The organism is Nocardia sp. NPDC056611, assembly GCF_042792755.1.
GTDB lineage: Bacteria > Actinomycetota > Actinomycetes > Mycobacteriales > Mycobacteriaceae > Nocardia.
Genome location: NZ_JBHTVV010000005.1, coordinates 21484 through 46091, shown reverse-complemented (window position 1 = coordinate 46091; position 24608 = coordinate 21484). Strand labels below are relative to the sequence as shown.

The 24608-nt window shown below is 70.5% G+C and carries 19 protein-coding genes; 11 read left to right on the top strand and 8 right to left on the bottom strand.

What is annotated here, in order from left to right:
* The first annotated feature begins 10 nt into the window (after positions 1-10).
* Entirely contained in the window at positions 11-1510 is a 1500-nt protein-coding gene (locus ACFRAQ_RS25685) for an MFS transporter (protein ID WP_379103914.1), read from the top strand.
* On the opposite strand, the gene ACFRAQ_RS25680 is transcribed toward ACFRAQ_RS25685, so the two are convergent.
* Positions 1507-2346 (bottom strand): hypothetical protein, encoded by an 840-nt coding sequence (locus ACFRAQ_RS25680; RefSeq protein WP_379103911.1) that lies wholly within the window; start codon positions 2344-2346, stop codon positions 1507-1509. The genes ACFRAQ_RS25685 and ACFRAQ_RS25680 overlap by 4 nt on opposite strands.
* Before the next feature lie 114 nt (positions 2347-2460).
* Here ACFRAQ_RS25680 and ACFRAQ_RS25675 point away from each other — a divergent pair, with 114 nt between their 5' ends.
* Complete coding sequence (locus ACFRAQ_RS25675) at positions 2461-3357, top strand: SDR family NAD(P)-dependent oxidoreductase (protein ID WP_379103909.1); 897 nt, start codon at positions 2461-2463, stop codon at positions 3355-3357.
* Here the strand turns inward: ACFRAQ_RS25675 and ACFRAQ_RS25670 are convergent.
* Positions 3346-4323 (bottom strand): zinc-binding dehydrogenase, encoded by a 978-nt coding sequence (locus ACFRAQ_RS25670; RefSeq protein ID WP_379103906.1) that lies wholly within the window; start codon positions 4321-4323, stop codon positions 3346-3348. The genes ACFRAQ_RS25675 and ACFRAQ_RS25670 overlap by 12 nt on opposite strands.
* Positions 4324-4490: 167 nt before the next feature.
* Between ACFRAQ_RS25670 and ACFRAQ_RS25665 the strand changes: the two genes are divergently transcribed.
* From ACFRAQ_RS25665 to ACFRAQ_RS25650, 4 genes are all read left to right on the top strand, one after another.
* Positions 4491-4712 carry a hypothetical protein gene (locus ACFRAQ_RS25665; protein WP_379103904.1) on the top strand — a complete coding sequence of 74 codons (222 nt, stop codon included), beginning with the start codon at positions 4491-4493 and terminating at the stop codon, positions 4710-4712.
* A gap of 61 nt (positions 4713-4773) precedes the next feature.
* Positions 4774-5406 (top strand): urease accessory protein UreF, encoded by a 633-nt coding sequence (locus tag ACFRAQ_RS25660; protein WP_379103902.1) that lies wholly within the window; start codon positions 4774-4776, stop codon positions 5404-5406.
* Positions 5407-5472: 66 nt separating this feature from the next.
* Entirely contained in the window at positions 5473-6252 is a 780-nt protein-coding gene (gene ureG, locus ACFRAQ_RS25655) for an urease accessory protein UreG (protein ID WP_379103900.1), read from the top strand.
* Positions 6242-6892, top strand: a complete 651-nt coding sequence (locus ACFRAQ_RS25650; protein WP_379104931.1) for an urease accessory protein UreD — start codon at positions 6242-6244, stop codon at positions 6890-6892. The genes ureG and ACFRAQ_RS25650 overlap by 11 nt, the downstream gene beginning before the upstream one ends.
* Positions 6893-7047: 155 nt before the next feature.
* Here ACFRAQ_RS25650 and ACFRAQ_RS25645 read toward each other — a convergent pair whose 3' ends face one another.
* From ACFRAQ_RS25645 to ACFRAQ_RS25625, 5 genes are all read right to left on the bottom strand, one after another.
* Entirely contained in the window at positions 7048-7827 is a 780-nt protein-coding gene (locus ACFRAQ_RS25645; RefSeq protein WP_379103898.1) for a hypothetical protein, read from the bottom strand.
* A gap of 188 nt (positions 7828-8015) precedes the next feature.
* Positions 8016-8885 (bottom strand): hypothetical protein, encoded by an 870-nt coding sequence (locus tag ACFRAQ_RS25640; protein ID WP_379103896.1) that lies wholly within the window; start codon positions 8883-8885, stop codon positions 8016-8018.
* 119 nt (positions 8886-9004) lie between these two features.
* Entirely contained in the window at positions 9005-10456 is a 1452-nt protein-coding gene (locus tag ACFRAQ_RS25635; RefSeq protein WP_379103894.1) for an NAD(P)/FAD-dependent oxidoreductase, read from the bottom strand.
* A 217-nt stretch (positions 10457-10673) separates the two neighbouring features.
* Positions 10674-11564 carry a tat pathway signal sequence gene (locus ACFRAQ_RS25630; protein WP_379103892.1) on the bottom strand — a complete coding sequence of 297 codons (891 nt, stop codon included), beginning with the start codon at positions 11562-11564 and terminating at the stop codon, positions 10674-10676.
* A 109-nt stretch (positions 11565-11673) separates the two neighbouring features.
* Positions 11674-11880, bottom strand: coding sequence for a hypothetical protein (locus tag ACFRAQ_RS25625; protein ID WP_357277243.1), 207 nt, complete (start codon positions 11878-11880; stop codon positions 11674-11676).
* 178 nt (positions 11881-12058) lie between these two features.
* Here ACFRAQ_RS25625 and recC point away from each other — a divergent pair, with 178 nt between their 5' ends.
* The 5 genes from recC to ACFRAQ_RS25600 all read left to right on the top strand — a co-directional run bounded on the left by recC (position 12059) and on the right by ACFRAQ_RS25600 (position 23746).
* Positions 12059-15457 (top strand): exodeoxyribonuclease V subunit gamma, encoded by a 3399-nt coding sequence (gene recC, locus ACFRAQ_RS25620; RefSeq protein WP_379103889.1) that lies wholly within the window; start codon positions 12059-12061, stop codon positions 15455-15457.
* A gap of 49 nt (positions 15458-15506) precedes the next feature.
* Positions 15507-19298: a UvrD-helicase domain-containing protein gene (locus ACFRAQ_RS25615; protein WP_379103887.1), complete on the top strand. Its 3792-nt coding sequence runs from the start codon at positions 15507-15509 to the stop codon at positions 19296-19298.
* Positions 19295-21214 (top strand): exodeoxyribonuclease V subunit alpha, encoded by a 1920-nt coding sequence (gene recD / locus ACFRAQ_RS25610; protein ID WP_379103884.1) that lies wholly within the window; start codon positions 19295-19297, stop codon positions 21212-21214. The genes ACFRAQ_RS25615 and recD overlap by 4 nt, the downstream gene beginning before the upstream one ends.
* A gap of 144 nt (positions 21215-21358) precedes the next feature.
* Positions 21359-22201 (top strand): alpha/beta fold hydrolase, encoded by an 843-nt coding sequence (locus ACFRAQ_RS25605; RefSeq protein WP_379103882.1) that lies wholly within the window; start codon positions 21359-21361, stop codon positions 22199-22201.
* Between the two features lie 45 nt (positions 22202-22246).
* On the top strand, positions 22247-23746 hold the full coding sequence (locus ACFRAQ_RS25600) for a flavin-containing monooxygenase (RefSeq protein ID WP_379103880.1): 1500 nt from the start codon (positions 22247-22249) through the stop codon (positions 23744-23746).
* Here the strand turns inward: ACFRAQ_RS25600 and ACFRAQ_RS25595 are convergent.
* Entirely contained in the window at positions 23712-24539 is an 828-nt protein-coding gene (locus ACFRAQ_RS25595) for an ankyrin repeat domain-containing protein (RefSeq protein ID WP_379103877.1), read from the bottom strand. The genes ACFRAQ_RS25600 and ACFRAQ_RS25595 overlap by 35 nt on opposite strands.
* Between the last annotated feature and the right edge of the window lie 69 nt (positions 24540-24608).

Here is a 24608-nt window from a genome sequence, read left to right as displayed (position 1 = left end):
AGGATAGGTCATGACGAGTACCCTCGCGCGCCCCGGCGCGAAGACGCCGCGCCGTGCCTGGGCGGGCCTGGCCGTCCTGCTGCTCCCCGTGCTGCTGGTGTCGATGGACATGTCGGTGCTCTACCTGGCCATGCCCACCCTGACCCAGAGCCTGGATCCGTCCGCGACCCAACAGCTCTGGATCCTCGACATCTACGGCTTCATGATCGCCGGCCTGCTCATCACCATGGGCAATCTCGGCGACCGCATCGGGCGACGCAATATTCTGCTGGCCGGGGCCACCGTCTTCGGAATCGCCTCGGCGCTGGCCGCTTTCGCCCCCAGCGCGGGCGTGCTCATCGCGGCGCGGGCGCTCATGGGCTTGGGCGGCGCGACACTGCTGCCCTCCTCGCTGGCGCTCATCTCCACCCTGTTCCCCGAGGACCGCTCCCGCGCCACCGCGATCGGCGTGTGGACGGCGTTCTTCGCGGGCGGCTCGGCGGTCGGGCCGATCATCGGCGGCATACTGCTGCACCACTTCTGGTGGGGCTCGGTGTTCCTCATCAACGCTCCGGTCCTGTTGGTGCTGCTGGTCTTCGGGCCGCTGCTGCTCCCCGAGCACCGCGCCGCCGCGCGCGGCCCCCTCGACTGGGTGAGTGTGCTGCTGTCGATCGGCGGCATCCTGCCGATCGTGTACGCCGTCAAGCGCTTGGCGGCCGAGGGCTTCGACCTGCCCGCGGTGGGCATCGGCATCGTCGGCGCACTTCTGCTGACCGCGTTCGTCCGCCGCCAGCGCCACCTCGAGGAACCGCTGCTCGATCTGAGCCTTTTCCGTCGCGGACTGTTCTCGGTGGCCATCGGCTCCAGCACGGTCGGCATGCTCGCCCTGGCCGGGATGAGCTACCTGACCAGCGTGTACCTGCAGTCGGTGACCGGCCGCGACCCGCTGGCCGCGGCGCTGCTCGGGATTCCGGGCGCGGTCGTGGTGTTCGTATTCTCCATGAGCGGCGCGCGGATCGGGCGCGTGTTCGGCACCAAGACCACCTTCGTGCTCGCCCTGGGCCTGGCCGCGCTGGGCAACCTGATGCTGCTCGGGGTCGGCGTGAACGGTGGAATCGGCTGGTACGTGGCTGGATCCGTGGTCGCGGGCGCGGGCTTCGGCATCGCCTTCACCCTGGTGTCGGAGGTGGCGGTGTCCTCGGTGCCGCCGGAGCGGGCCGGTTCCGCGGTCGGCATCTCCGAGACCAGCTTCGAACTGGGCAATGGCTTGGGCCTGGCGCTGCTGGGTTCGCTGGCCGCGCTGGTGTTCCGGTCCGGCGGGAACTTCGGGTCCACGCTGGGGGAGACCGTCGCCGAGGCCGGGGACGATACCGCCCTGATCGATTCGGCGCGCGAGTCGTTCGTGACCGGCATGCACGTCGCGACCACCGCCGGCGCGGTCCTGCTGGCCGCGATGGCGGCGGTCGCGTTCTTCGCCAAGGCCGGGACGCCCGTGAAAGAGGCTGCGGTGAAAGCCGGTTCCGCGCACTAGCCGAACAGGCCGGTCCACACCTCGGTGATCCGGGCGCGCCAGGGCATGATCACGCGCTGATACAGCCTGCGCACCGGATCGGCGAGGGCCCGCCAGGCCCGGGCGACGGCCGCGAACAGCGGTCGCAGCACCGTGCGATGCAGCCATCGGCAAGGGGCGACCACCGTGACCGCGACGACGGCGGTGGCCACCCGCCAGCCGAACACGATCACCGCGACGACCGCGTAGGCGATCGGCCGCAGCAGCCAGCGCCACAGCTGCCTCGCCGGCCACACGATCAGCCATTCGACCAGCGGCTCGATGACGGCGGTCATCAGCCAGCGGCCGCCGGGGCTCAGCACATACCGCCACAGCGTCGAGAGCGGCACCGCGACAAGCCATTTCCAGAGATTCGCCACGGTCCAGCCGATCGCCTCGGCGATGGGTTTCACGATCGTGCGGAACACCCACGGGATGCCGGGCTTCAGCACCCGCCGCCACAACCATTCCTCGATCGCGCGCTGGATCGGGCGCAGGAAGTACGCGAGCAGGAACGCGCCGATCGGCGTGAGCACCATGCCGAACAACAACTGCTGGATCAGCAGATGCCACAGGTAATTGCGCACGAAATTGCGCAGCGGCCGGAACACCCAGTCCCGGAACAGGATCGCGAGCGGTTTCGCGAGATGGTCGGTGAACAGCCGGAACGCCGCCGCGATCAGTCGCGGCACGCGGGTGATCCCCTCCCACAGCAATCGCGGCGGCACGAACACCACCAGCACCACCGCGCGAGCGCACCAGCCCCAGAACGTCACCTCTTCCGGCGTCGGCCGCTCCGGCGTGCGAGTAGTCGTCATCGGTTTCCTTCCCCCGGGATATCGTCCTCATCCTGGTGCAGGAATCCGCAGTGCGGCCAGGGTATTTCCACTCATTCGCGATCACATACCGGTCCGGCGGTTAGGCTCGGAAACGTGGCTGAGCACGACGCCCCGAACCAGCCGGCCGGGCCGAACGGCCGACCGCTGGCCGAACGCGTGGCGACCAGAATCTTCTACCCGACCTCCCGGCCGCGCGAGAAAGCCCTGCGCGAGGCGGTGTCGGGCACCGTGATCCTGGTGACCGGGGCCTCGCACGGCATCGGCAAGGCGGCGGCTCGGAAGCTGGCCGCCGCGGGCGCGACGGTCCTGCTGGTCGCGCGATCGCGCGAGGACCTCGAGGACGTGGCCGCCGAGATCACCGCCGCGGGCGGGATCGCGCACGTCTACCAGTCCGACATCACCGAATTCGACGCCGTCGAAGAACTGGGCCGCCTGGTGCTGGCCGAACACGGCCGGGTGGATGTGGTGATCAACAACGCGGGCCGTTCGATCCGCCGCCCGATCGACGAATCCTACGACCGTTTCCACGATTTCACCCGCACCATGGACGTCAACTATCTGGGCCCGGTGCGGCTGCTGCTGACCCTGCTACCCGGCATGCGCGAACGCGGCCGCGGGCACATCGTGAACATCTCCACCTGGGGTCTGCGCATGCCGCCCGCGCCACGCTGGGCGGCCTATGGCGCCTCGAAGGGCGCGTTCGACATCTGGCTGCGGACGGTGGCCACCGAGATCGCCGCCGACGGCGTCACCACCACCTCGGTGTACATGCCGCTGGTGCACACCCGCATGAGCGCGCCCACCGACTTCTCGGGCGTGCCCGGGCTGACCGCCGACGAGGCGGCCGACCTGGTCTGTCACGCCGTGGTCGCGCGGCCCCTCGAGATCTCGCCCTGGTGGACCGGCCCGGTGCAGGCCTGGACGGATCTGCGTCGCGGGGCAGCGCAGCGGTTCATGGAACGCAGCCTCAGGCGGCGGTCAGGGGACTAGGACCACTTTGCCGGCGGTCGCGCGGGTCTCCAGGGCGTGGTGCGCGGCCGCCGCCTCGGCCAGCGGGAAGGACTGCACCACCGGACGCAATCGGCCCGCCGCGGCCTCGGCCAGCGCGCGCGTCTCCAAGGCGCGCAAGCCGCCCCCGCGCTGCAGCATGGGCGGACCGAGCGTCACCTGCGAGGTGATGCCACGCGCGGCCAAGGCCTGCTCGTCGAGTTCCACCTCCCCGCCGGACCAGCCGAACACCAGGCGGACGCCGCCGTCTGCCAGCAGATCGACCGCGGTGCGCGCGATCTCGCCGCCGATCCCGTCGAACAGCAGGGTCGCGGGTCGCTCCCCGTACTTGGCGCGCACGGCCTCGGGCCAGGACGGATCGAGGTAGTCCAACGCGAGGTCCGCGCCGTTCTCGTACACCTGATCGGTCTTCACCGGGCCGCCCGCGAGCCCGATGACGGTCGCGCCCGCCGCGACCAGGTACTGCACCAGCAGGGTGCCGATGCCGCCCGCCGCGGCCGGAACCAGGGCCATGGTCTCCGGGCCCACCTCCGCGAAACTCAGAACGCCCAGTGCGGTCCGGCCGGTGCCGATCATGGCCACCGCCGAACCCGCGTCGAGGCCGTCCGGAATCGGGTGCAGCCGTTCGGCTTCGGTGACCACGAGCTCGGCGTACCCGCCCGGCGCCTGCCCGATGTGCGCGACAACCGCTCGCCCGAGCCAGCTTTCGTCGCTGCCGGGCCCGACCCGGTCCACGGTCCCGGCGATCTCGCGGCCCGGAATCGTGGGCAGCTCGGGCAAGGGCAGCGGGCCGCCCGCCACGCCCTGCCGAATCGAGGTGTCCAGCAGGTGCACCCCCGCGGCGCGGACGGCGATCCGGACCTGCCCGGGCCCAGGCTCGGGGTCCGCGACGGTCTCGTACCGCAGGTTCTCGGCGGGCCCGAACTCGTGAAGACGGATGGCGTGCACGGCGACTCCTCTACCTCGTTGACGTTCTGCCCGCCCAGTCTGCAACCTCAACTAATATTCAGGTCAAGTCGCGCATTTTGAAACAAACACCGTTCACACCTGTGGAACGTGGGTTAGTCTCGCTGCGATCACATCCTGTGAGGATGCTGTGTGAGAAAGGGAAATTCATGAAAAACGTTGCACTGAAAGCCTTTGCCGTCGCCGCCATCGCCTCCGGCATCGGCGCCGCCCCGGCCATGGCCGCCTCGGTCGAGTTGGTGCCCGTCACCGATACCGGCGCCGCCCCGGTCGCCGGGCTGGTGCCGATGACCGGCTCGGCCGGGCTGTCCAACTCCATCACCTGTGCGCTGCAGAGCATCTCGGCGGCCATGCCCTGCCTGCTCACCTAGTCGTCACCGCCGCTCCGGGTGCCGCTTAGGATCGACCCATGCGACACCCGGAGGTGCGGCGATGAGCCTGGCCACCCTGCTGACCCTCGCCGACTCCCGGCTGCCGATCGGCGGGCACGTGCACTCCGGCGGCGTCGAGGAGGCCATCGCCTCCGGTCTGCTGCGCGACGTGCCCAGCGTGGAACTGTTCCTGCGCCGCCGCATCCGCACCTCGGGACTGGTGGCGGCCTCGCTGGCCGCCGCGGTCTGCGCGGGCACCCTCGACCCGCGGCGCGCCGAACTCGAGGCCGACGCGCGCACCCCGTCCCCGGCCGCCCGCACCGCCTCTCGCGCCCAGGGCCGCGGCCTGCTGCGGCTGGCCAAACAGGTCTGGCCGCACGCCGAGTGGCACGCGCTCGGCGCCCGCCCTCATCTGTCCACCGTGCTCGGCGTGGTCGGCACGGTGTGCGAGGCCACCCCCGCCGATATCGCCGCCGTCACCGTCTACACCACCATGACCGGGGCGGCCACCGCCGCACAGCGCCTGCTCGCCCTCGATCCGGCCGCCGTCGCCGCCTGCACCATCCGCCTCGCCCCGGTGTGCGACGCCACCGCCCGCACCGCCACCGAATCGCTGGCCGCGCTGTCCGACCCGCTGCAGGACGTGCTCGCCGAACGGCACCCCCGCCGGGACATGCCGCTGTTCGCGTCGTAGCCGGTCACGGGCCAGGTAACACCCGGTTTACGTGACTGGGTCAGGATGGGGGTGAAAGGAGCGCACATGCCACCTCACCTCATCGACGGCGAACCGCACGATCACAGTCACGACCGGCCCAAGCGCGAGCGGACGCCCGGGGAACCGGTGCGGATCGGGATCGGCGGTCCCGTCGGATCGGGCAAGACCGCGCTGACCGCGGCCCTGTGCCGGCAGTTGCGCGACGAGCTGTCGCTGGCCGTATTGACCAACGACATCTACACCACCGAGGACGCCGACTTCCTGCGGCGCAACGCGGTGCTGCCGGACGAGCGCATCACCGCCGTGCAGACCGGCGGCTGCCCGCACACCGCCATCCGGGACGACATCACCGCCAACCTCGACGCCATCGACGACCTGATCGAGGCCAACCCGCCGCTGGATCTGATCCTGGTGGAATCCGGCGGCGACAACTTGACCGCCACCTTCTCCTCCGGCCTGATCGACGCCCAGATCTTCGTGGTGGACGTGGCCGGTGGCGACAAGGTGCCGCGCAAGGGCGGCCCGGGTGTCACCTGGTCGGATCTGCTGGTCATCAACAAGACCGATCTGGCCCCGATGGTCGGCGCGGATCTGTCGGTCATGGACCGTGATTCGACGACCGTGCGCGAGGGCCGCCCGTTCGTGTTCACCTCCCTCACCGAGGATCCGGCCGCGACGCCGGTGCTGGCGTGGGTGCGCGAGCAGCTGCGGCTGGCCGCCGAACAGGATGCGGGCGTTGCTCATTCGCCCACCGCGGGCGGTGCCCATTCGCTGACCGCGGGCGGTGCCCATTCGCTTACCGCGGGCGGTGCCCATTCGCACTGAGCTCCGTATCACCGCGTCCGCCGGGACGCTGCCGCGCATTCACGCGGTCGGCGGCCTGGCGGCGCGGCACACGGGCCCGGACACGGTGCACCTGATCGGCACCGCCGCCACACCGCTGGGTGGCGACGTCCTGGACATCACGATCACGGTGGGCGCGGGCGCGCGGCTGCGGGTGCGGTCGGTGGCCGCGACCATCGCGCTGCCGGGCCGCGAGACCCGGAAGTCGGTGGCGCACTGGCGTTTCGAGGTGGCCGCGGGCGGGGAACTGGACTTCGATCCGGAACCGACCGTGGTCGCGGGCGGCGCGGAACACGACACGTTCACCACGGTGCGCCTGGAAGACGGTGCGCGGCTGCGACTTCGGGAACGGGTGCAGATCGGCCGCACGGGGGAGGACCACGGTCACTGGACCGGGGAATTGATCGCGGATGCCGGTGCGATTCCGCTGCTGCGGCACCGACTGGAACTGGGTTCCGAGGCGATCACCGATGACGCGCTGTCGGGGCCGCGGGCGCTGGAGAGCGTGCTCACCTATCCCGATGATCGCCCGGCCGATACGGCGGGCCTGGATCAGGCGCTGCTGCCGCTGGCCGCGGGTGGCACGCTGTTCACGCGGACCGGTCGTCTGCTGACGGCCTGACCGGAGTATCGAAAAACGGCTGTCGCGCAAGAACTTCGATCCGTGCGCGGAGCCTTCGGGCCACAGCGGTCGCGTTCGCGGCGGGAACCAACCTCACCGCTGGTTTCCGCCGCGTGCGCACATCTACCTGGTCGAGCGGCCTCGTCGGGGAGGGATCAGTCGCCGACGACGCGGGGCGGTGCGTTGAATCCGTTGAACGCGCCGACGGCGGCGCCGACCGCGGCACCGGCGACAGCGGCCGGGATGGCGATCATGGCCGCGCCCGCGGCCGCGCCGAGAACGGGACCGGCCACCAGGCCGACCGGGAACAGCGGGACGCCGACGGCCAGGCCCGTCACCGCGCCGACGGCGGCGGCGCTGAGCTCGATCGGGGCGGCCGCGACAGCGCCGGCGACAGCGCCCATGGCCGCGGTGCCGATGGTCTGCCCGGCGATGCGGTCGGAGCGGCTGCGCTCCATGCCGACCGAGTCGAGGAAGGTGGCGAGATTCGCCTCGACCTGCGCGGCATTGTCATTGATCTGGATCGCCTGTTCGTTGTCGATCCAGTCGGGCGCCGGAACCGTCACGTCGCCGAACCGGAACATGCCCGGCGGCGGCGCGATCGGTGGCACGGCCGAAACCGGAACCGGCGGGTGGAGTACGCCCACGGGGGCGAGGTAGCTCTTGTCCGGGGCCTGACGCGACCACTGGAGGGAGCTCTTGGTGTCATTCGGAATGTGCAGGCCCTCATAGGGATTCACATTCGGGGCGGCCGCGGCCGGCCACTGGGCCTTGGGCGCGTCGTCACGCTGCGCCGCCGGAGCGACCTCGGACGGGGCGGCGTTGGCGGCACCGGATCCGACGATCGCCATGACTAGTGGGACCGCACCCGCCGCCACCACATTGCCGACCTTGTTCCGGTGCGGGTTGAGCGCTCGGTGCTTACCTGCGGCCATACATGACCTTTCTGGACAGGGGGAACATCGGGACGACCGACATTCGAACCCACCGACCACCTGGATTGGTGAGGACGAGGACGACCGAAAATCGTTGTGATAACCGAAAATTAGCGGATTGAGCGGGTTCTGCATAAGCAAGAGGCCGGAATCCTCGACAACGGATTCCGGCCTCGTTAGCTCGGCGATCACTCCTGAACGGACGCCTCATCGGCGCTCGGCGCGTCCACCGTGGTGGTGTCGTCGAGACCGGTCGCCCGGTCCACGACGGCGCCCGGGGTGGCCGGAGTCAGGTACCCGTTGACCGCGCCGACGGCGCCGCCGATCACGGCCCCGGCGGTGGCCGCCGGCACCGCGATCAGGCTCACGGCGGCGGTCGCGCCCACCGCGGCCGAGCCGATCGTCGCGGCGGCCATGCGGTCCGACCGGCTCGGCTCGAAGCCGGCCGAGTCGTAGGTGCGGGCCAGTTCGGCCTCGGCGCCCGCGGCGAGCGCGTTCACCTGGGCGGCCTGGTCCGCGTCGAGCCAGGCCGGGATGTCGACCTGGGTGTCGCCGAGGCGCAGCTTGCCCTCGGGTGCCGCGATCGGCGCCACCTCGGGGGCGGCCGGCGAGTCGGGCCGGCGCAGCTTGCCGTTGTCGACGGGAGTCAGCGGCGCGTTGGGGATGTCACGCACGCCGGTGGTGGAGTTGCGGCTGACTCGCACGGGGAGGACGACCTCGGCGGCGGGCTCGATCAGCTCGTCCGGGGCGACCTCGGCCGCGGTGGCGGCCAGATAGGTGTGCGCGCCGTCGGCCATGGCCTGCGGCATCGGCACGGCCAGCGTGCCGAACGGGGTGTCGACGACCACGCCCGGCTGGGCGTCGGTGCCGCCCGGCAGCATGGCGCCGGGCTGGTTGTCGACCACCGCCGACTGGGTCTCGTCGGACGAAACCGGTTCCGCCGCACTGGTTCCGGCGGCGGCGAGGGCGGCGACCAGCGGCAGCGCGCCCGCGACCGCCAGTGTGCCCAGGCGCCGTCGCCGCGGCGAAACAGTATCGACCGGTTGGCGTTTGCCCATGAATGACCTTTCTTCCGAATATCGACAGACGTCGGACATTCGGATCCGGCGGTGTGCCGGATTGGTCTGGACACGCCGCCCGGTCCGACCCTCATTCGAAGGACGGCCGGGCCGAGCTGTCAGCCCGCGCGCTGTTCGGTGGATTTCGCCGAGTCGGAATTCACCACGGATTTGCCGTTCCCGGAAGCGTTTTCGGCCGCGCCGATCTGTTTGGCCAATTCCAGCGCCTCGGCGGGATCGTCGAGCGCCTCGAGTGCGAGCCGCGCGAACACCCACTGCTCGGTGGCCGCCATCTGACCGCGGTGGCGGCCCAGGAACGACACGAACCACTCCAGCACCGTGACGAAGCGGCTGCGGAAGCCGACCAGGTACCACAGGTGCAGACCCAGCCAGGCCAGCCACGCGAAGAAGCCGCTGAACTCCAGCTTGCCCACCTGGCAGACCGCGTTGAACCGCGACACCGTGGCCATCGAGCCCTTGTCGAAGTACTTGAAGGGCTTGCGGTCCTCGACCTTCTGCTTGCCCTCGGTCTCGGCTTTGATGGCCTTGGCGGCATAGGTGCCGCCCTGGATCGCGCCCTGGGCCTGCCCGGGCACGCCCGGCACCGACATCAGGTCGCCGACCACGAACACGTTCGGGTAGCCCTTGATGGTGAGGTCCGGTTCGACGATGACGCGCCCGGCCCGGTCCACCTCGGTGCCCTTGGACTTGTCGGCCAGGATCTTGCCCAGGCCGCTGGCCTGCACGCCCGCCGACCACACCTTGCAGGCGGATTCGATGCGGCGCTCGGAGCCGTCCTTGTCCTTGACGGTGACCCCGCGCGCGTCGACATTGGTGACGATGGCGTTGAGCTGGATCTCCACGCCCATCTTCTCGAGCCGCTTGTGCGCCTTGGCGCCCAGCTTGGGGCCCATCGGGGCGAGTACCGCGCCCGCGCCCTCGACCAGGATGACGCGCGCGTCGCGGGTGTCGATATTGCGGAAGGTGCCGTCCAGGGTGCGGTCGGCGAGTTCGGCGATCTGCCCGGCCAGCTCGACGCCGGTGGGGCCGGCGCCGACCACGACGAAGGTCATGAACCGGTCGCGGGTCTCCTGGTCGGTGGCCAGTTCGGCCTCCTCGAAGGAGCCCAGGATGCGCGCGCGCAGTTCGAGAGCGTCGTCGATGGTCTTCATGCCCGGGGCGTAGGTGGCGAAGTGGTCGTTGCCGAAGTACGACTGCTGCGCGCCCGCGGCGACGATGAGGCTGTCGAAGGGGGTGACGTAGTCCCGGTTGAGCAGGCGCGAGGTGACGGTGCCGCCCTCGAGGTCGATATCGGTGACCTCGCCCATGATCACCTGCGTGTTCTGCTGCTTGCGCAGCACGATGCGGGTGGCCGGGGCGATCTCGCCGACGGACAGGATGCCGGTCGCGACCTGGTACAGCAGCGGCTGGAACAGGTGCGTGGACGTCTTGGAGATGAGTGTGATGTCGACGTCGGCCTTGCGCAGGTGCTTGCAGGCGAACAGTCCACCGAACCCGGACCCGATCACCACCACCCGATGGCGCTGTGCGACGGAATTCTCGGCGTTCATCTAGTTCCTGCTCCTCGCCAGACGGTGAAACTACGACAACTCACGCACAACGGTAATGCAGTGTGAGTAGCGCAGCCCAATCAGGACCGACCGAAAACAGACCTTTCAGACAGCTCACCCGAAAATACAATATGGGCGGTCGTTCAGTGCGGATTGGCGCGAGCCCGGTGGCGGGCGGCCGGGAAGGCCGCCCGCGCTGATGTTCGGGCGAGGTGGCTCAGCGCCCCTGGAAGAGCAATTGCGCGACGCGCGTGGTGGTTTCGGAGCCTTCGAGGTAGCCGCCCTGGTTGCCCTGCTCGGTCATGATCGCCAGGGTGTAGCGCTCGCCGGGACCGGCGAAGCCGACCGAGTTGACCACCCAGCCGCCCTGCTCATCGGACCACCCGTTCTTCAGACCCGGGTTCATGGCCGCGCCCGCGCCCCACACGCCCCAGTGCTGGTTGGTGTCGACGCGGCGCATGCGGTCGAGCAGGTACGCGCGGTCGTCCGGGTGCATGCGGGTGAGGATGTTGTCCATCAGCCGATCCAGGTCGGCGGGCGAGCACTGCTGGAAGCCCCAGTCCGGAAACAGCTTGATCTGCTCGAGCGAGGTGGTCGGCGGCAGCGGGATCAGCCCGACCATGCCGTTGGCCCGGAAGGCGTTGTTGAACGCCATGCGGTCGAAGCCGGCGAACTTGTTCCACAGGATGTCGGCGGCATTGTCGTTGGAGGTTGCCAGCATCGACTCCATGAGCGCGCGGTCGTCGGGACCGAGCGCGATGGCGCCGACCCGGGCGCGATTCAGCAGATCCTCCGCGATCGCCAGCTTGATGGTGGACGCGGTCCAGAAGTTGGTGTCCGCGTTGCCATTCCGGTAAATGCCGCCGGTGACGCGGTCGCGCATCACATAACCGGTGACGCCGGGGCGGGTGGCGAGATAGTCGTCGACCGCGGCGATGCGTCTGCTCATATCCGCGTCGAATCCCGCGATCGGGCCCTGCGCGTGCGCGGGGACCGCGCCGGCGACGGGAATGAGGACGGGCGCGGCCGGAATCAGGGCAGCGGCCGCGAGGACACAAGCGGAGGAGGCCACGCGCCGGGCCTTGGGGGAACGCACGAGGGAACACAATAGAGGGGACAATGCCCGATTCGCACGTCTTGCAGGTGATCGGGTTGTCTGTTATCGAATCGACACTGTCACACGGATTTTCGTGTACGGCTTGCGAGTTTCGTCCGGATCAGCGGAAAGCTGCCCGTAGCTCTTCGATTCCGCGGCCGTTGAGCCGGTAGCAGTGCTCGAAGGCCTCGGTGTGGCGGTCGCGCGGCCAGGACTGCAGCACCACGCCGCGTCCGTAATGTCGGGAGTTGACCAGCTCCCAGCGCTCTCCCACCCGTCGCACCGTGAACCCGGTTCGGGGCACCAGGGGAATCACCGACGCAGACATGTACGCGGACCAGCCTTTCAGCGAGAATTGAGAACCACCCCGAAAGGCACTGTCGCATACCACACTCGAATTTCGCAGTGACGCGCCCTAGCAAATATTCGGCATGTGGCAGGTGTCACCCGGCGAGCCGCGCAGCCCGGTGTTTGCATGTCGTTCGCCGACTGTATAAACACAGGTCGTGCACATTCACCGGGCGGAACGAGCGGACACGCTCGCCGACGCGCTCGCCGGGCTGCTGATCGAACCGCTCGGCGATCCGTTCACCCCGGAAGTCGTCGCGGTTCCCGCCAAGGGGATCGAGCGCTGGCTCACGCAGCGGCTGGCCACGGTACTCGGCGCGGGTGGCGGCCCCGACCGCGGTGCGGCTGGCGGGCTCGACCGCGGTGCGGGTGGTGGGCTCGGCCGTGGTGCGGCTGGCGGGCTCGGTACCGACGGGATCTCGGCCAATATCGACTTCGCGGATCCGGCGGCGCTGGTGTCGGCGGTCCTCGCCGAGGCGACGGGAGTGGATCCGGAGCAGGATCCGTGGTCGCCGGAGCGACTGGTCTGGACCTTGTTGCCGGTCCTCGACGACGTGCTGTCCGAACCCTGGAGCGCGGTGCTCGCGCGCCACCTCGGCCACGGCGACGCGGGCGGGTACCGGGTGGGACGCCGGTACGCGACGGCGGCGCGGATCGCGGCGCTGTTCGACAGCTACGGCACCCAGCGCCCGGACATGATCACCGAGTGGGCCGCGGGCAGCGACACCGACGGCGCGGGGCACGCGCTCCCGGCGGATCTGGTGTGGCAGGCGATGCTGTGGCGGCGGGTGCGCGGCGTGGTCGGGGTGCCCAGTCCCGCCGAGCGGCTGGCGGCGGCGTGCGCGCGGCTGCGGGCCGAGCCGTCGATCGTCTCGGTGCCGGAACGGATTTCGCTGTTCGGAGTGACGCGGCTGACCACCGATCAGCTGGAGGTGCTGTCGGCGCTGTCGACCGGTCGGCAGGTGCACCTGTGGTTGGTGCACCCCAGCCCGGCGCTGTGGACCAAGCTCGCCGACGCCGAGGTGATCCCGAATTCCGGTGTGCGCGTGCGGCATCCGCTGCTGGCGGCGCTGGGCCGGGATGTGCGGGAGCTGCAGGAGCGGTTGGCGGGCTACGACCACATCGACACCTATCACCCGGGACCGGACGAGATCGGGCCGCGCACGCTGCTGTCGGAGCTGCAGGCCGCCGTGCGTCAGGACCGCTGGTCGCTCCTGCCCGACCCGGGCCTGGTGGATGGGACGGTCACCGTGCACTCCTGCCACGGGCCGTCGCGGCAGGTGGAGGTGTTGCGTGACGCGCTGCTGAGCGTGTTCGCCGCCGATCCGACGCTGGAACCGCGCGACGTCATCGTGCTGTGCCCCGACGTGGAGAGCTACGCGCCGCTGGTGCGGGCGGCGTTCGGGCAGTGGTCCCTCGACGGGGCCGAGCCGGGGCATCCCGCGCACGGGCTGCGGGTGCGGCTGGCCGATCGCGCCCAGCGCGCGGTCAATCCGGTGCTGGATGTGGTGGGCACGCTGCTGGAGCTGGCCGACGGCCGCGTCACCGTGACCGAGGCGCTGGATCTGTGTGCGACCGAACCGGTCCGGGTGCGCTGCGGATTCGACGACGACGATATCGAGCGGCTGCGGGAATGGGCGGCCGAGACCGGGGCGCGCTGGGGGATCGGGCAGCGGCAGCGGCAGGCGTTCGGGCTGGGCGACTTCCCACAGAACACGCTCAATGCCGCGGTGGACCGGATCCTGCTCGGGGTCGCGGCGGGCGAATCCAGTGAGGACTGGCTGGATCTGGTGCTGCCGCTGGACGACGTGGACAGCAATGACATCGATCTGGGCGGCCGGTTCGCCGAATTCGTGGACCGGCTCGCGGTGTGCCTGCGCGACCTGCGCGGCTCCACCATGGACGAGCCCGCGGGCAGCGCGCGGCCCGCGTCGGAATGGGCCGCGGTGCTGGGGCGCGCCCTGGATCTGCTGACCGAGGTGCCGTCCGGTCAGGGCTGGATGGCGGTGCAGGCGCGTCGCGAACTGGCGACGGCGCTGGAACCGGCGGGTTCGATTCCCTTGCGGCTCAGCGATATCGGCGCGCTGCTCACGGCTCGGCTGGCCGGTCGGCCCTCGCGCGCCAACTTCCGCACCGGGGAGCTCACGGTGTGCACCATGGTGCCGATGCGGTCGGTGCCGCATCGGGTGGTGGTGCTGCTGGGTCTCGACGACGAGGTGTTCCCGCGCGCTGGCGGCGTGGACGGGGACGACGTGCTGGCCCGGCATCGGTGCCCCGGGGATCGGGATCCGCGCAGCGAGGATCGGCAGCTGCTGCTGGACGCCATCATGGCGGCGGGGGAGCGGCTGGTGTTGCTGCACACCGGATCCGATCCGGTCTCGGGCGCGCACCGGCCGCCCGCGATCCCGCTGGCCGAGCTGCTCGACACCGTGCGCGCGCACATCGGTGCGGGGGCGATGGATCAGGTGGTGACGCGGCATCCGTTGCAGCCCTTCGATCGCCGCAACTTCCGGCCGGAGAATCCGTTCAGTTTCGACACCGTCGCGCTGGCGGGTGCGGTGGCGGCGGGTCGTGCGCCGGAGCCGCGGCCGCTGTTCCTGCCGACCACGCTGCCGGGCCGCGAGCCCGGAGATGTGGAGCTGGCCGATCTGGTGTCCTTCGCTGAGCATCCGGTGCGGGCATTCCTGTGGCAGCGCTTGGGAATTCGGGTGCCCGAGGACGAGGAGGAGATCGCCGACCGGCTCCCCATCGAACTCGACGGGCTGACCAAGTGGAATATGGGCGAGCGCATGCTGTCAGCGCGGCTCACCGGCGTGGATCCCACGGTGTTGCGGGCCGCGGAGTGGCGGCGGGGGACGTTGCCGCCGTTCGGGATGGGCGCGGCCGTGCTCGACGAGGTCGAGGGGACCGTCGACCAGTTGGTGCGGGTGGCGCGTCCGTTGCACGAGATCCCGTCGCGCACCATCGATATCGCGGTGGATCTGGGTGACGGGCGTCGCCTGACCGGCACCGTGCCCGATGTCCACGACGACGCGTTGCTGCGCACGACGTTCTCGCGATTGGCCCCGAAGCATCGGATGGCGGCGTGGATTCGCGTGCTGGCGCTGGCCGCCACCGGGACCCATCAGTCGTGGCGCGCCATCACCATCGGGCGCGGGAAGCACCATCGTCCGGCCTGGCAGTCGACGCTCACCGCGCCGCCCGCCCCGCTGGCGCGGGGGCTGTTGCGGGAGCTGGCGTTGTTGCGCGACGAGGGCCTCACCGAACCTCTGCCGATCGCGCCGTCGGCGTCGGCCACCTATGCCGAGCGCCGTCTCGCGGGCGCGTCGCCCGAGGACGCGCTGCATGCGGCGAGCCAGGACTTCGACGATCGCTTCGGTGAACACACCGACCGCTACTTCCGGCACATTCTGGGCCGGTCGCCGCGGTTCGATCAGCTGACCGAGGCCGCCGCGCCCGTGCTGCCGGGGGTCGAATCCGAACCGACCCGTTTCGGTGAGCTGGCGCGTCGTCTCTGGAATCCCCTGCTGACCAACGAGAATCAGGGTCAGCCATGACCACCCCGAGGAGGACTCTCCTGCCCGTGACCGTCCCCGGGAGCCCCGCATGACCGACGACCTGTTCTCGTTCACCGATCCCGACCTGGCCCCGCGGCCCGCGCGGCGAAGGCTGCTGCGGGCCGACCCGGCGGTGGATGAACCACGGCGTCCGGAGGGCGCGCCGGCTGATTCCGGCGCCCCGGATCTGTTCGGCACGACCGAACCGGCACCGCCGGGTGGGCTGGACTCGGGCGCCGACGCGCGCGAAACGGTCGCTGAGGAGTCCGATCCCGGCGGGCCGCAGGGGTTGTGGGCCGCCGCTCCCGAAGCGACCGGTGGGCAGGAGCCGCGGCTCGCCGATCCGTCCGGGGCGCACCACGATTCGGATACCGCCGGTGCGAGCGTCTCTCCGCGCTCGGGTGATGAATCCGGGGGACAGGGGTTGTGGGACGACGGCTCGGCGGCATCGCGATCAGCGGAGGGAACGGTGTCCGGGGGCGCCGTGTCCGGAACCGGCGACGCATCAGGGGCTTTCGCGGATTCGGGGAACCGGTTCGAGCTGACCGGGCCGCTGCCGACGGGGACGACCGTCCTCGAGGCAAGCGCGGGCACCGGCAAGACGTACGCCATCGTCGGATTGGCGGTTCGATTCGTCGCTGAACTGGGCGTGGATGTCTCGGAGCTGCTGCTGGTGACGTTCAGCCGGGCGGCGACCCAGGAATTGCGGGAGCGCACCCGGGATCGATTCGTCGGGGTGGCGGCCGCGCTGGCCGAACCGGAGCGGGCGCTCGCGTCGAACGACGAGCTGATCCGGCATCTGGCGCAGGGCAACCCGGGCGAGATCGCGACCAGGCGGGAGCGGCTGCTGACGGCGCTCTCGGACTTCGACGCGGGAACCATCGCCACGACGCACAGTTTCTGTCAGCGGATGCTCGACGAGCTGGGGCTGTCGGGGGAGCAGGACCCGGGGGTGCGGCTGGTCGAGAGCGTCGCCGACGTGGTGTCCACGGTCGCCGACGACCTGTATCTGAGCCGGTACGCGCGCGGCGGATCGGTGTTCGGTCCCGCCGACGCGCAGCGACTGGCCGCGGCGGTGGTCGGCGACCCGCACGCGCTGCTGATGCCGGAGGCCGAGGGCGACGACGATCCGGCGGCCGAGCGGGTGGCGTTCGCGTCGGCGGTCCGGGTGGAAACCGCTCGACGCAAACGGCTTTCGGGACTGCGCGACTTCGACGACCTGCTGGTGCTGCTGCACGAGGTGCTCGCCGACCCCGAGCACGGCCCCCGCGCCTGCCGGCGGATTCGGGACCGGTATCGGGTGGCGCTGGTCGACGAATTCCAGGACACCGACCCGCTGCAGTGGGACATCCTGCGTCGCGCCTTCCACGGGCACGCCACCCTGGTGCTGGTCGGCGACCCGAAGCAGGCGATCTACGCCTTCCGCGGCGCGGAGGTGCTCAGTTACCTGGACGCGGTGGCGCACGCCGACAGTAAGCGGGAACTGACCACCAACCGGCGCAGTGACGCGGGGCTGCTGGCCGCCCTCGAACACGTGCACGGTGGTGCGGCCCTGGGGCACAAGGAGATCACCGTGCACCGGGTGGCGGCGACGCGCCCGTTCTCGCGGCTGTCGGGTGCGCCCGAGCGGGTGACGCCGCTGCGGCTGCGGTGCTTGCCGCGCAGTGGGGCGGGGCCGCTCAACAAGTCCGGGTATCCGACGGTGGGCCGGCAGCGGGAGCGGGTGGCCATCGATGTGGCCGCCGATATTGTCGGGCTGCTCGGGTCCGGGGTGCGCATCGATGCCGGGACTCCCCGCGAAAGGGCCATCGGGCCCGGCGATATCGCGGTGCTGGTGCGCAATCGCGCGCAACTGGAGATGGTGCGCACCGAGCTGGAGGCGGCCGGGGTCGCCTCGGTGCTGGCCGGTGGCGCGAGCGTGTTCGGGACGCCCGCGGCCACCGAATGGCTGTGGGTGCTGCGGGCGGTGGAGCAGCCGCATCGCGGGGACCGGGTGCGGCTGGCGGCCGGGACGGCGCTGCTCGGGGTGAGCGCCGCCGAGATCGACGCCGGGGGAGCCGATCTGGTGGGTCGGCTCAGTGCGGACCTGCGCGACGCGGCCCGGCTGTTCGCCCGCGCCGGGTTCGCGGCGGTCGCCGAGAAGCTCAGTGCCGAAACCCGATTGGCGCCGCGCCTGCTGGCGCTCGAAGGCGGGGAACGGCAGCTCACCGACCTGCGGCAGATCGCGCAGCTGCTCGACGACGCGGCCCTGCGTGAGGGTCTGGGACTGTCCGCGCTGACCCGGTGGCTGGCCGACCGCGTGCGCGATCCGGCGTCCGGGAGCGTCGCCGATCGGAGCCGTCGGCTCGATCGCGATGCCGCGGCCGTGCAAGTGGCGACCGTGCACGCCAGCAAGGGGCTCGAATTCCCGGTCGTGTACCTGCCGTTCGCGTGGGACGCCGCGAAGCTGCGCAACCCGCCGACGCTGCTGTTCCATGACGAGCAGGGCCGCCGCGTCCTCGATGTCGGCGGCTCCGACGCGCCGGGCTACAACTCCCGGCGTCTGCGCGCCGAAACCGAGGAGCAGGCCGAGGAACTGCGGCTGCTCTATGTGGCGTTGACGCGGGCGGGCGCGCAGGTGGTGGCGTGGTGGGCGCCGGCCTACGACACCCAGACCGCGCCGCTGCATCGCATGCTGCTGGGGCGCGAACCGGGCAGCCCCGCCGTCGCGGACAAGGTGCCGGTGCCCGCGGATTCGGTAGTGCTGGAACGGATCCGGGAGTGGGCGTCGACCGCCGAACCCGGGGTCGTCGCCGTCGAGCCGGTGCGGGAGATCACCCGCGCCCGGCTCCCGCACGACGACACCACCACGGCCTCCGAGCCCTTGGCCGCGGCCCGCTTCGACCGGGTGCTGGATCAGGCGTGGCGGCGGACGTCCTATTCGGCGTTGACCGCGGGCGCGCACGACGCCCTGCCCGCCGCCGATCTGCCCGAGGGCGGCGGTGTCTCCGACGAACCGGCTGATCCGGCTGTGCTCGCCGACGATCTGAGCGCGTTCGCGGGAGCCGCGCCCTCGCTGATGAATTCGCTGCCCTACGGCGCGGAGTTCGGCACCCTGGTGCACGAGGTGCTGGAGTACGTCGACACCGACGCCGCCGACCTGGCCGCCGAGATCCGGGCGCGCTGCCTGCACGCGGTGAACGAGCAGATGTTCGACGCGGACCCCGACGTGTTGTCGGGGGCGCTGCTGGCGGTCATGCATACGCCGATCGGGGACGGGACGCTCGCCGGGTTCTCGGCGCGGGATCGGTTGAGCGAACTCGATTTCGAACTGCCGCTCGCCGGTGGCGACGATCCGGTCGCGGCGCGAGTCACCGTGCCGCGTATCGCCGATCTGCTGCGCCGGCATCTGCCCGCCGACGACGTGTTCGCGCCCTACGCCGATCAGCTCGCGCACCTGGACGACACCCCGTTGCGCGGGTACCTGACCGGCAGCATCGACGCCGTGTTGCGGACGGCCGGGCCCCGATTCCTGGTCGTCGACTACAAGACCAACCGGCTCGGCGTCGGCGATCTCACGGTGGCGCACTACACCCGCGAGCGCATGGCGGCGGAGATGATGCGCTCGCACTACCCGTTGCAGGCGATTCTGTATTCGGTTGCGCTGCACCGGTATCTGCGGTGGCGGCTGCCCGGCTACGATCCGGCGCGACACCTGGGCGGCATCCGGTACCTGTTCGTGCGCGGCATGATCGGGCCCGACACCCCGCACGGCTGCGGTGTGTTCGACTGGCAGCCGCCCGCCGCTCTGGTGGAGGACCTGTCGGCGCTGCTCGCCGGCGACACGGGAGTGGTGCGATGACCTCGATTCAGTTGGCGCAGCGCGGCACCGGGCTGCTGCAGGTGTTCAATGCCGCCGGGGTGCTGTCGGCGGCGGACGTGCACGTGGCGCTGCGGCTGGCGCGGCTCGGCGGGGAACGGTCCGAGGCGGTCGTGTTCGCGACCGCGCTGGCGGTTCGCGCGGTGCGATCCGGGTCGGTGTGCCTGGAAGTGCGGCGCATGCACGAGATCGGCGTGGACGCTCAGGACACCGAGGAATCGGCCATCGATCCGGCCACACTGCCCTGGCCGGACGTGGACAGGGTGATCGCGGCCCTGCGGGTGAGCCCGCTGGTGACCGGAAGTCCGGCCGGGCCGCTGCGCCCGCTGCGGCTCATCGACCCGTCCGGCGGTGACTCCGGCTCGCGTGGCGGTGGTGACGCGGGCCCAGGGCCGCTGCTCTACCTCGACCGGTACTACCGGCAGGAGGAGACCATCCGGCGGGTGCTCACCGAACGGGCCGCCTCCCACCCGATGGTGGACGCGGAACTGGTGCGCCGCGAACTCGATCGTTTGTTCCCGGATCACAGCGGGCCCGGCGAACCGCCCGACCGGCAACGCTTGGCGGCGGCGCTGGCCACCACGCAGTGGACGACCGTGGTCGCGGGCGGGCCGGGTACGGGCAAGACCCACACCATCGCCCGGGTACTGGCCTTGCTGGTGGCGCATCAGCAGACCGTGCCGGGCGCGCCCGCGCTGCGTATCGCGCTGGCCGCCCCGACCGGTAAGGCCGCCGCCCGCATGCAGGAGGCGGTGCGTGAGCAGGCCGGGGAGATCGGACTGCCCGAGCTGACCGCCGCCACCCTGCACCGGTTGCTGGGCTGGCAGCGCGGCGGCGCGGGGCGGTTCAAGCACAACGAATTCAATCGGCTGCCGTACGACGTGATCGTGGTGGACGAGACCTCCATGGTGTCGCTGACCATGATGAGCCGCCTGCTGCCCGCGGTCCGGCCGGACGCGCGGCTGGTCCTGGTCGGAGACCCGGACCAGCTGGCATCGGTCGACGCGGGCGCGGTGCTCGCCGACCTGGTGGCCGGACCTGTTCCGGGACAGGCGAATCCGGCGCTGGATCGGATCCTCGGCGCGGACCTGCGGGCGACGGCCGCGCATCCGGACGCGCTGTCCGGGCGGGAACGGGAACGGCTGCGCGGCGGCATCGTCCGATTGACGCGCGGTCGCCGCTTCGGTGGGCGGATCGCGGAGCTGGCGGTCGCCATTCGCGCGGGTGACGCCGACGGCGCGCTGGCCCTGCTCGCCGATGGCGGTGACGAACTGTCGCTGCACGCGCCCGACGACATCGCCGGAGTGCGCGCGGATGTGCTGCGGGCCGCCCGCGAGGCCACTGACGCGGCGCTGACGGGAGACGCGACCGCCGCGCTCACCGCCCTCGAATCGCATCGTCTGCTGTGTGCGCACCGGCAGGGTCCGGCCGGTGTCGAACGCTGGGACCGGCTGGCCGCGGGCTGGGTGATCGGGGCGGGGATCAGCGCCGATCCCGGTGCCGGGCACTGGTATCCGGGGCAGCCGCTGCTGGTCACCGCCAACGACCACGAGGCACGGATCTACAACGGCGACACCGGTGTCATCGTGCGCGCTCCCGACGGGACGCTGCGCGCGGCGCTGCAGCGCGGCACCGAGCCGTACCTGGTGCATCCCACCCAGTTCCCCGGGGTGACCACCGTGTACGCCATGACGATTCACCGCAGCCAGGGCAGTCAGTACGACACCGTGTCGACCGTGCTGCCCGGGCCCGAATCGACGCTGCTCACGCGAGAGCTGCTCTACACGGCCGTGACCCGGGCCCGCAAGCATGTGCGGATCCTCGGGACCGAGGAATCGATCCGGTCGGGCATCGCCCGCCGCGTCCTGCGGGCGAGCGGCCTGCGTAATCGGGAGTGATCCGGGGCCGGGACACGCTGCGGGGGTGCGGAGTTCTGCCGGGCGTGGGCGTGGTGGCCGGGGCGGCGTAGCGTGGGCGGTGCTCGATGCCGCTGTCGCCGTGGTCCTTCTGAGCAGGGCGGCCCGACTAGGGGAGGGCTTGTCATGGTCGATTTCGAAGCCGAACCGAGCGCGGACTCCGTGGTGTCCGAGGACGGGACCCGGATCGCGTACCTGAGCAGGGGCAGTGGGCCCGCGGTGATCGTGATTCCGGGAGTGCTGGCCCTGGCGAGCGGATACGAGCGGTTCGCGACGGCCCTGGCCGGCGGGTTCACCGTGCACACCATCGAGCGGCGGGGGCACGGGGAGAGCGGGCCGCAGCGCCCCGGGCACGGGGTGGAGGACGATTGCGCGGATGTGCGAGCGCTCCAGGACAAGACGGGCGCGGCATTTCTGATCGGGCACGGCTACGGGGGGTTCGTGGCGCTCGAGGCGGCCCTGCAGAACACGGGGATCGCGAAGGTCGCGGTGTACGAGCCGGGACTGTCGGTGAACGGGTCCATGCCGTTGGGATGGATGGACGCCTACGAGAAGTATCTCGCCCAAGGCAAACCCCTCGAGGCCTTCATCGAGTTCCTGCGGGCGATCGGGCCGGACGCCATCCGGAAGACGCCGCGGTGGATGTTCCGGCGCATGATGCCGGTCATGATGAAAGCGCCCGAGAAAGACGAGGTCATCGCGCAGCTGCCGCAGAATCTCGTCGAGCATCGGCAGTACGCGCGGTTCGACAATACGTATCGGAATTACGCGGAGATCAGCGCCGAGGTGCTGCTCGTCGACGGGGACAAGGACCGGCGGGCATGGACCGTCTCCGACCAGGAGCTACTCGCCTCGGTGATCCCGCGGTGCGAGCGCGTCACCGTGCCGGGGCTGGACCACTTCGGTATCGACAAGGGCGCGCCGGACCGGGTGGCGGGCGTGATCGGGGAATTCTTGGCGCGTTCGTAGCCGCATCGGGCACTGCGCTCGCGGCGTGAAGAATACGCTGGGGGAATGGCCACTACGCCGGAGCACGTCGATGTGCTCATTGTCGGGGCCGGATTGTCCGGCATCGATGCCGCCTACCATGTGCAGCGCGCCTTTCCCGAGCGCACGTATGCCGTGCTGGAGGCACGCGAGGCCAGTGGCGGCACGTGGGACCTGTTCCGCTATCCGGGCATTCGCTCCGACTCCGACATGTTCACCCTCGGCTATCGATTCCGTCCGTGGCTGGGGGAGAAGGCCATCGCCGACGGCGACGACATCCTGGCCTACCTGCGCGACACCGCCGCCGAGAACGACATCGACGGTCACATCCGATACCGGCATCGGGTGGTGCGGGCCGAATGGTCCTCGCCGCGCAACCGCTGGACGGTGACCGCCGAGCACGACGGGGAACCGGTCACTCTGACCGCGGATTTTCTGTTCAGCTGCTCGGGCTACTACCGCTACGACGAGGGCTACACCCCGGATTTCCCAGGCACGGAACGCTTTCCGGGACCGATCATCCACCCGCAGCACTGGCCGGAGTCGGTCGACGTGGAAGGCCGACACGTCGTCATCATCGGCTCGGGCGCCACCGCCGTCACCCTCGGTCCCGCGCTGGTCGAGCAGGGCGCGCATGTGACCATGCTGCAACGGTCGCCGTCCTACATCATCTCCCTGCCCGCCCGTGACGGCCTGGCCGACCGCGCCCGCCAGTTCCTGCCCGCCCGCGCCGCGTACGCGGTGGCCCGCGCCAAGAACGTCGCCCTGAGCACCGCGATGTACCAACTGTCGCAACGCTATCCGACGCGCATGCGCGCCTGGATCCGCGGCTGGCAGCAACGCTGGCTCCCCGAGGGTTTCGACATCGACACCCACTTCAATCCCAGCTACAAGCCGTGGGACCAGCGCCTGTGCCTGTCACCCAATGGGGACTTCTTCCGCGCCATCCGCCAGGGCAAGCTCGACCTGGTCACCGACCGCATCGCCACCTTCACCGAAACCGGCCTGCGCCTCGAATCGGGCCGTGACCTCGACGCCGATATCGTCATCACCGCGACCGGCCTCAACCTGATCCCCTTCGGCGGCGTCGCCCTCGCCGTGGACGGCCACGACGTCAACCTGCCCGACACCATGGCCTACAAGGCGATGATGCTCTCGGGCATCCCCAATTTCGCCTTCATCATCGGCTACACCAACGCCTCCTGGACGTTGAAGGCGGATCTGGTGTGCGAATACGTCGTCCGTCTGCTCCGCCACATGGATGCCGAGGGCTACACCAAGGCCACTCCGGTCCGCGACCCCGCCGTCGGCCCGGCCCCCTTCCTCGATTTCGAGCCCGGCTACGTCCTGCGTTCCCTCGACATCCTCCCCAAGCAGGGCACCCGCGCCCCGTGGAAACTGCACATGAACTACCTCCGCGACCTGCCCGCCCTGCGCTTCGGCAAGATCACCGACCCCGCCATCCATTTCGAACGCGCCGAGCCGCTCGGCGTCACGTGGGTTTCACCATCGCCGCGATCTCACTGAACCCGCGGCGCACCGCGTGGTCATAAGCGGTGCGCCCCTTGGCATCACGAATCGAGACGTTCGCGCCATTGTCCACCAGCACCCGGACGATATCGCGATACACGGCGCTGCCATTGCCGTAGTAGACGGCTTCGAGGAGCGCGGTCCAGCCGAGATCGTTCACGTGATCGATGTCGATATCGGTCTGCCGCAACACTTCTCGCACGTAATCGAGATGCCCCTTCTCCGCCGCCGGAATCAGCGCGTTCCCGCCGAACCGATTCCGCAACGTCAAATCCGGTTGCGCGGGCAGTAGCAATTCCATCATCGCGACACTGCCGGTGACCCCGGTATTCACCCAGGGACTCTCCCCGCGATCATCTTTGGCATCCGGATCCGCCTCGAATTCCATCAGCACCTTGGCCACCGGCAGATTGTCATCCAGTACGGCGATCATCAATGGAGTCCGTCCCGACCCATCCCGAGTCTCCACCTGTGCCTTCTGATTCAACGCGGCCCGCACCCCGTCCGCGTCGCCATCCTTGGCCGCCCTGAGCAACGCCTTGTTCGCCTGTTCCACCGGCACGTCGACCGGACCGGAACCACTGTTGTCGGACATCATCACCGATCTGTTTTGTGTCTGCCGACTCGTGTCCGCGGTTTCCTTCTCCGCCGGCTCGGCCGAGCAAGCGGCCACGAGCACCGCCCCGGCCAGCACCGCGACCCCGACCCGGGCTCCCCGAGCACGCCCACGCCACCACGAGGTCCCCATAACCGCTGCTCCATCCGTCGAGTGATTGCCTTCCTCTCCCATGCTCCGCACCCCCACCTACGCCCGAATCGGTGCACCGGCTCCTTCTCCCACCCCCATCCGGCCGACACC

Bases quoted from the DNA above. Each gene is read 5' to 3' on its own strand.
- ureG (WP_379103900.1), top strand. From the start codon at position 5,473: ATGCCACCTCACCTCATCGACGGCGAACCGCACGATCACAGTCACGAC.
- ACFRAQ_RS25645 (WP_379103898.1), bottom strand. From the start codon at position 7,827: ATGGCCGCAGGTAAGCACCGAGCGCTCAACCCGCACCGGAACAAGGTC.
- ACFRAQ_RS25685 (WP_379103914.1), top strand. From the start codon at position 11: ATGACGAGTACCCTCGCGCGCCCCGGCGCGAAGACGCCGCGCCGTGCC.
- ACFRAQ_RS25635 (WP_379103894.1), bottom strand. From the start codon at position 10,456: ATGAACGCCGAGAATTCCGTCGCACAGCGCCATCGGGTGGTGGTGATC.
- ACFRAQ_RS25615 (WP_379103887.1), top strand. From the start codon at position 15,507: ATGACCGACGACCTGTTCTCGTTCACCGATCCCGACCTGGCCCCGCGG.
- recD (WP_379103884.1), top strand. From the start codon at position 19,295: ATGACCTCGATTCAGTTGGCGCAGCGCGGCACCGGGCTGCTGCAGGTG.
- ACFRAQ_RS25665 (WP_379103904.1), top strand. From the start codon at position 4,491: ATGAAAAACGTTGCACTGAAAGCCTTTGCCGTCGCCGCCATCGCCTCC.
- ACFRAQ_RS25680 (WP_379103911.1), bottom strand. From the start codon at position 2,346: ATGACGACTACTCGCACGCCGGAGCGGCCGACGCCGGAAGAGGTGACG.
- ACFRAQ_RS25605 (WP_379103882.1), top strand. From the start codon at position 21,359: ATGGTCGATTTCGAAGCCGAACCGAGCGCGGACTCCGTGGTGTCCGAG.
- ACFRAQ_RS25660 (WP_379103902.1), top strand. From the start codon at position 4,774: ATGAGCCTGGCCACCCTGCTGACCCTCGCCGACTCCCGGCTGCCGATC.
- ACFRAQ_RS25625 (WP_357277243.1), bottom strand. From the start codon at position 11,880: ATGTCTGCGTCGGTGATTCCCCTGGTGCCCCGAACCGGGTTCACGGTG.
- ACFRAQ_RS25600 (WP_379103880.1), top strand. From the start codon at position 22,247: ATGGCCACTACGCCGGAGCACGTCGATGTGCTCATTGTCGGGGCCGGA.
- ACFRAQ_RS25595 (WP_379103877.1), bottom strand. From the start codon at position 24,539: ATGGGAGAGGAAGGCAATCACTCGACGGATGGAGCAGCGGTTATGGGG.
- ACFRAQ_RS25640 (WP_379103896.1), bottom strand. From the start codon at position 8,885: ATGGGCAAACGCCAACCGGTCGATACTGTTTCGCCGCGGCGACGGCGC.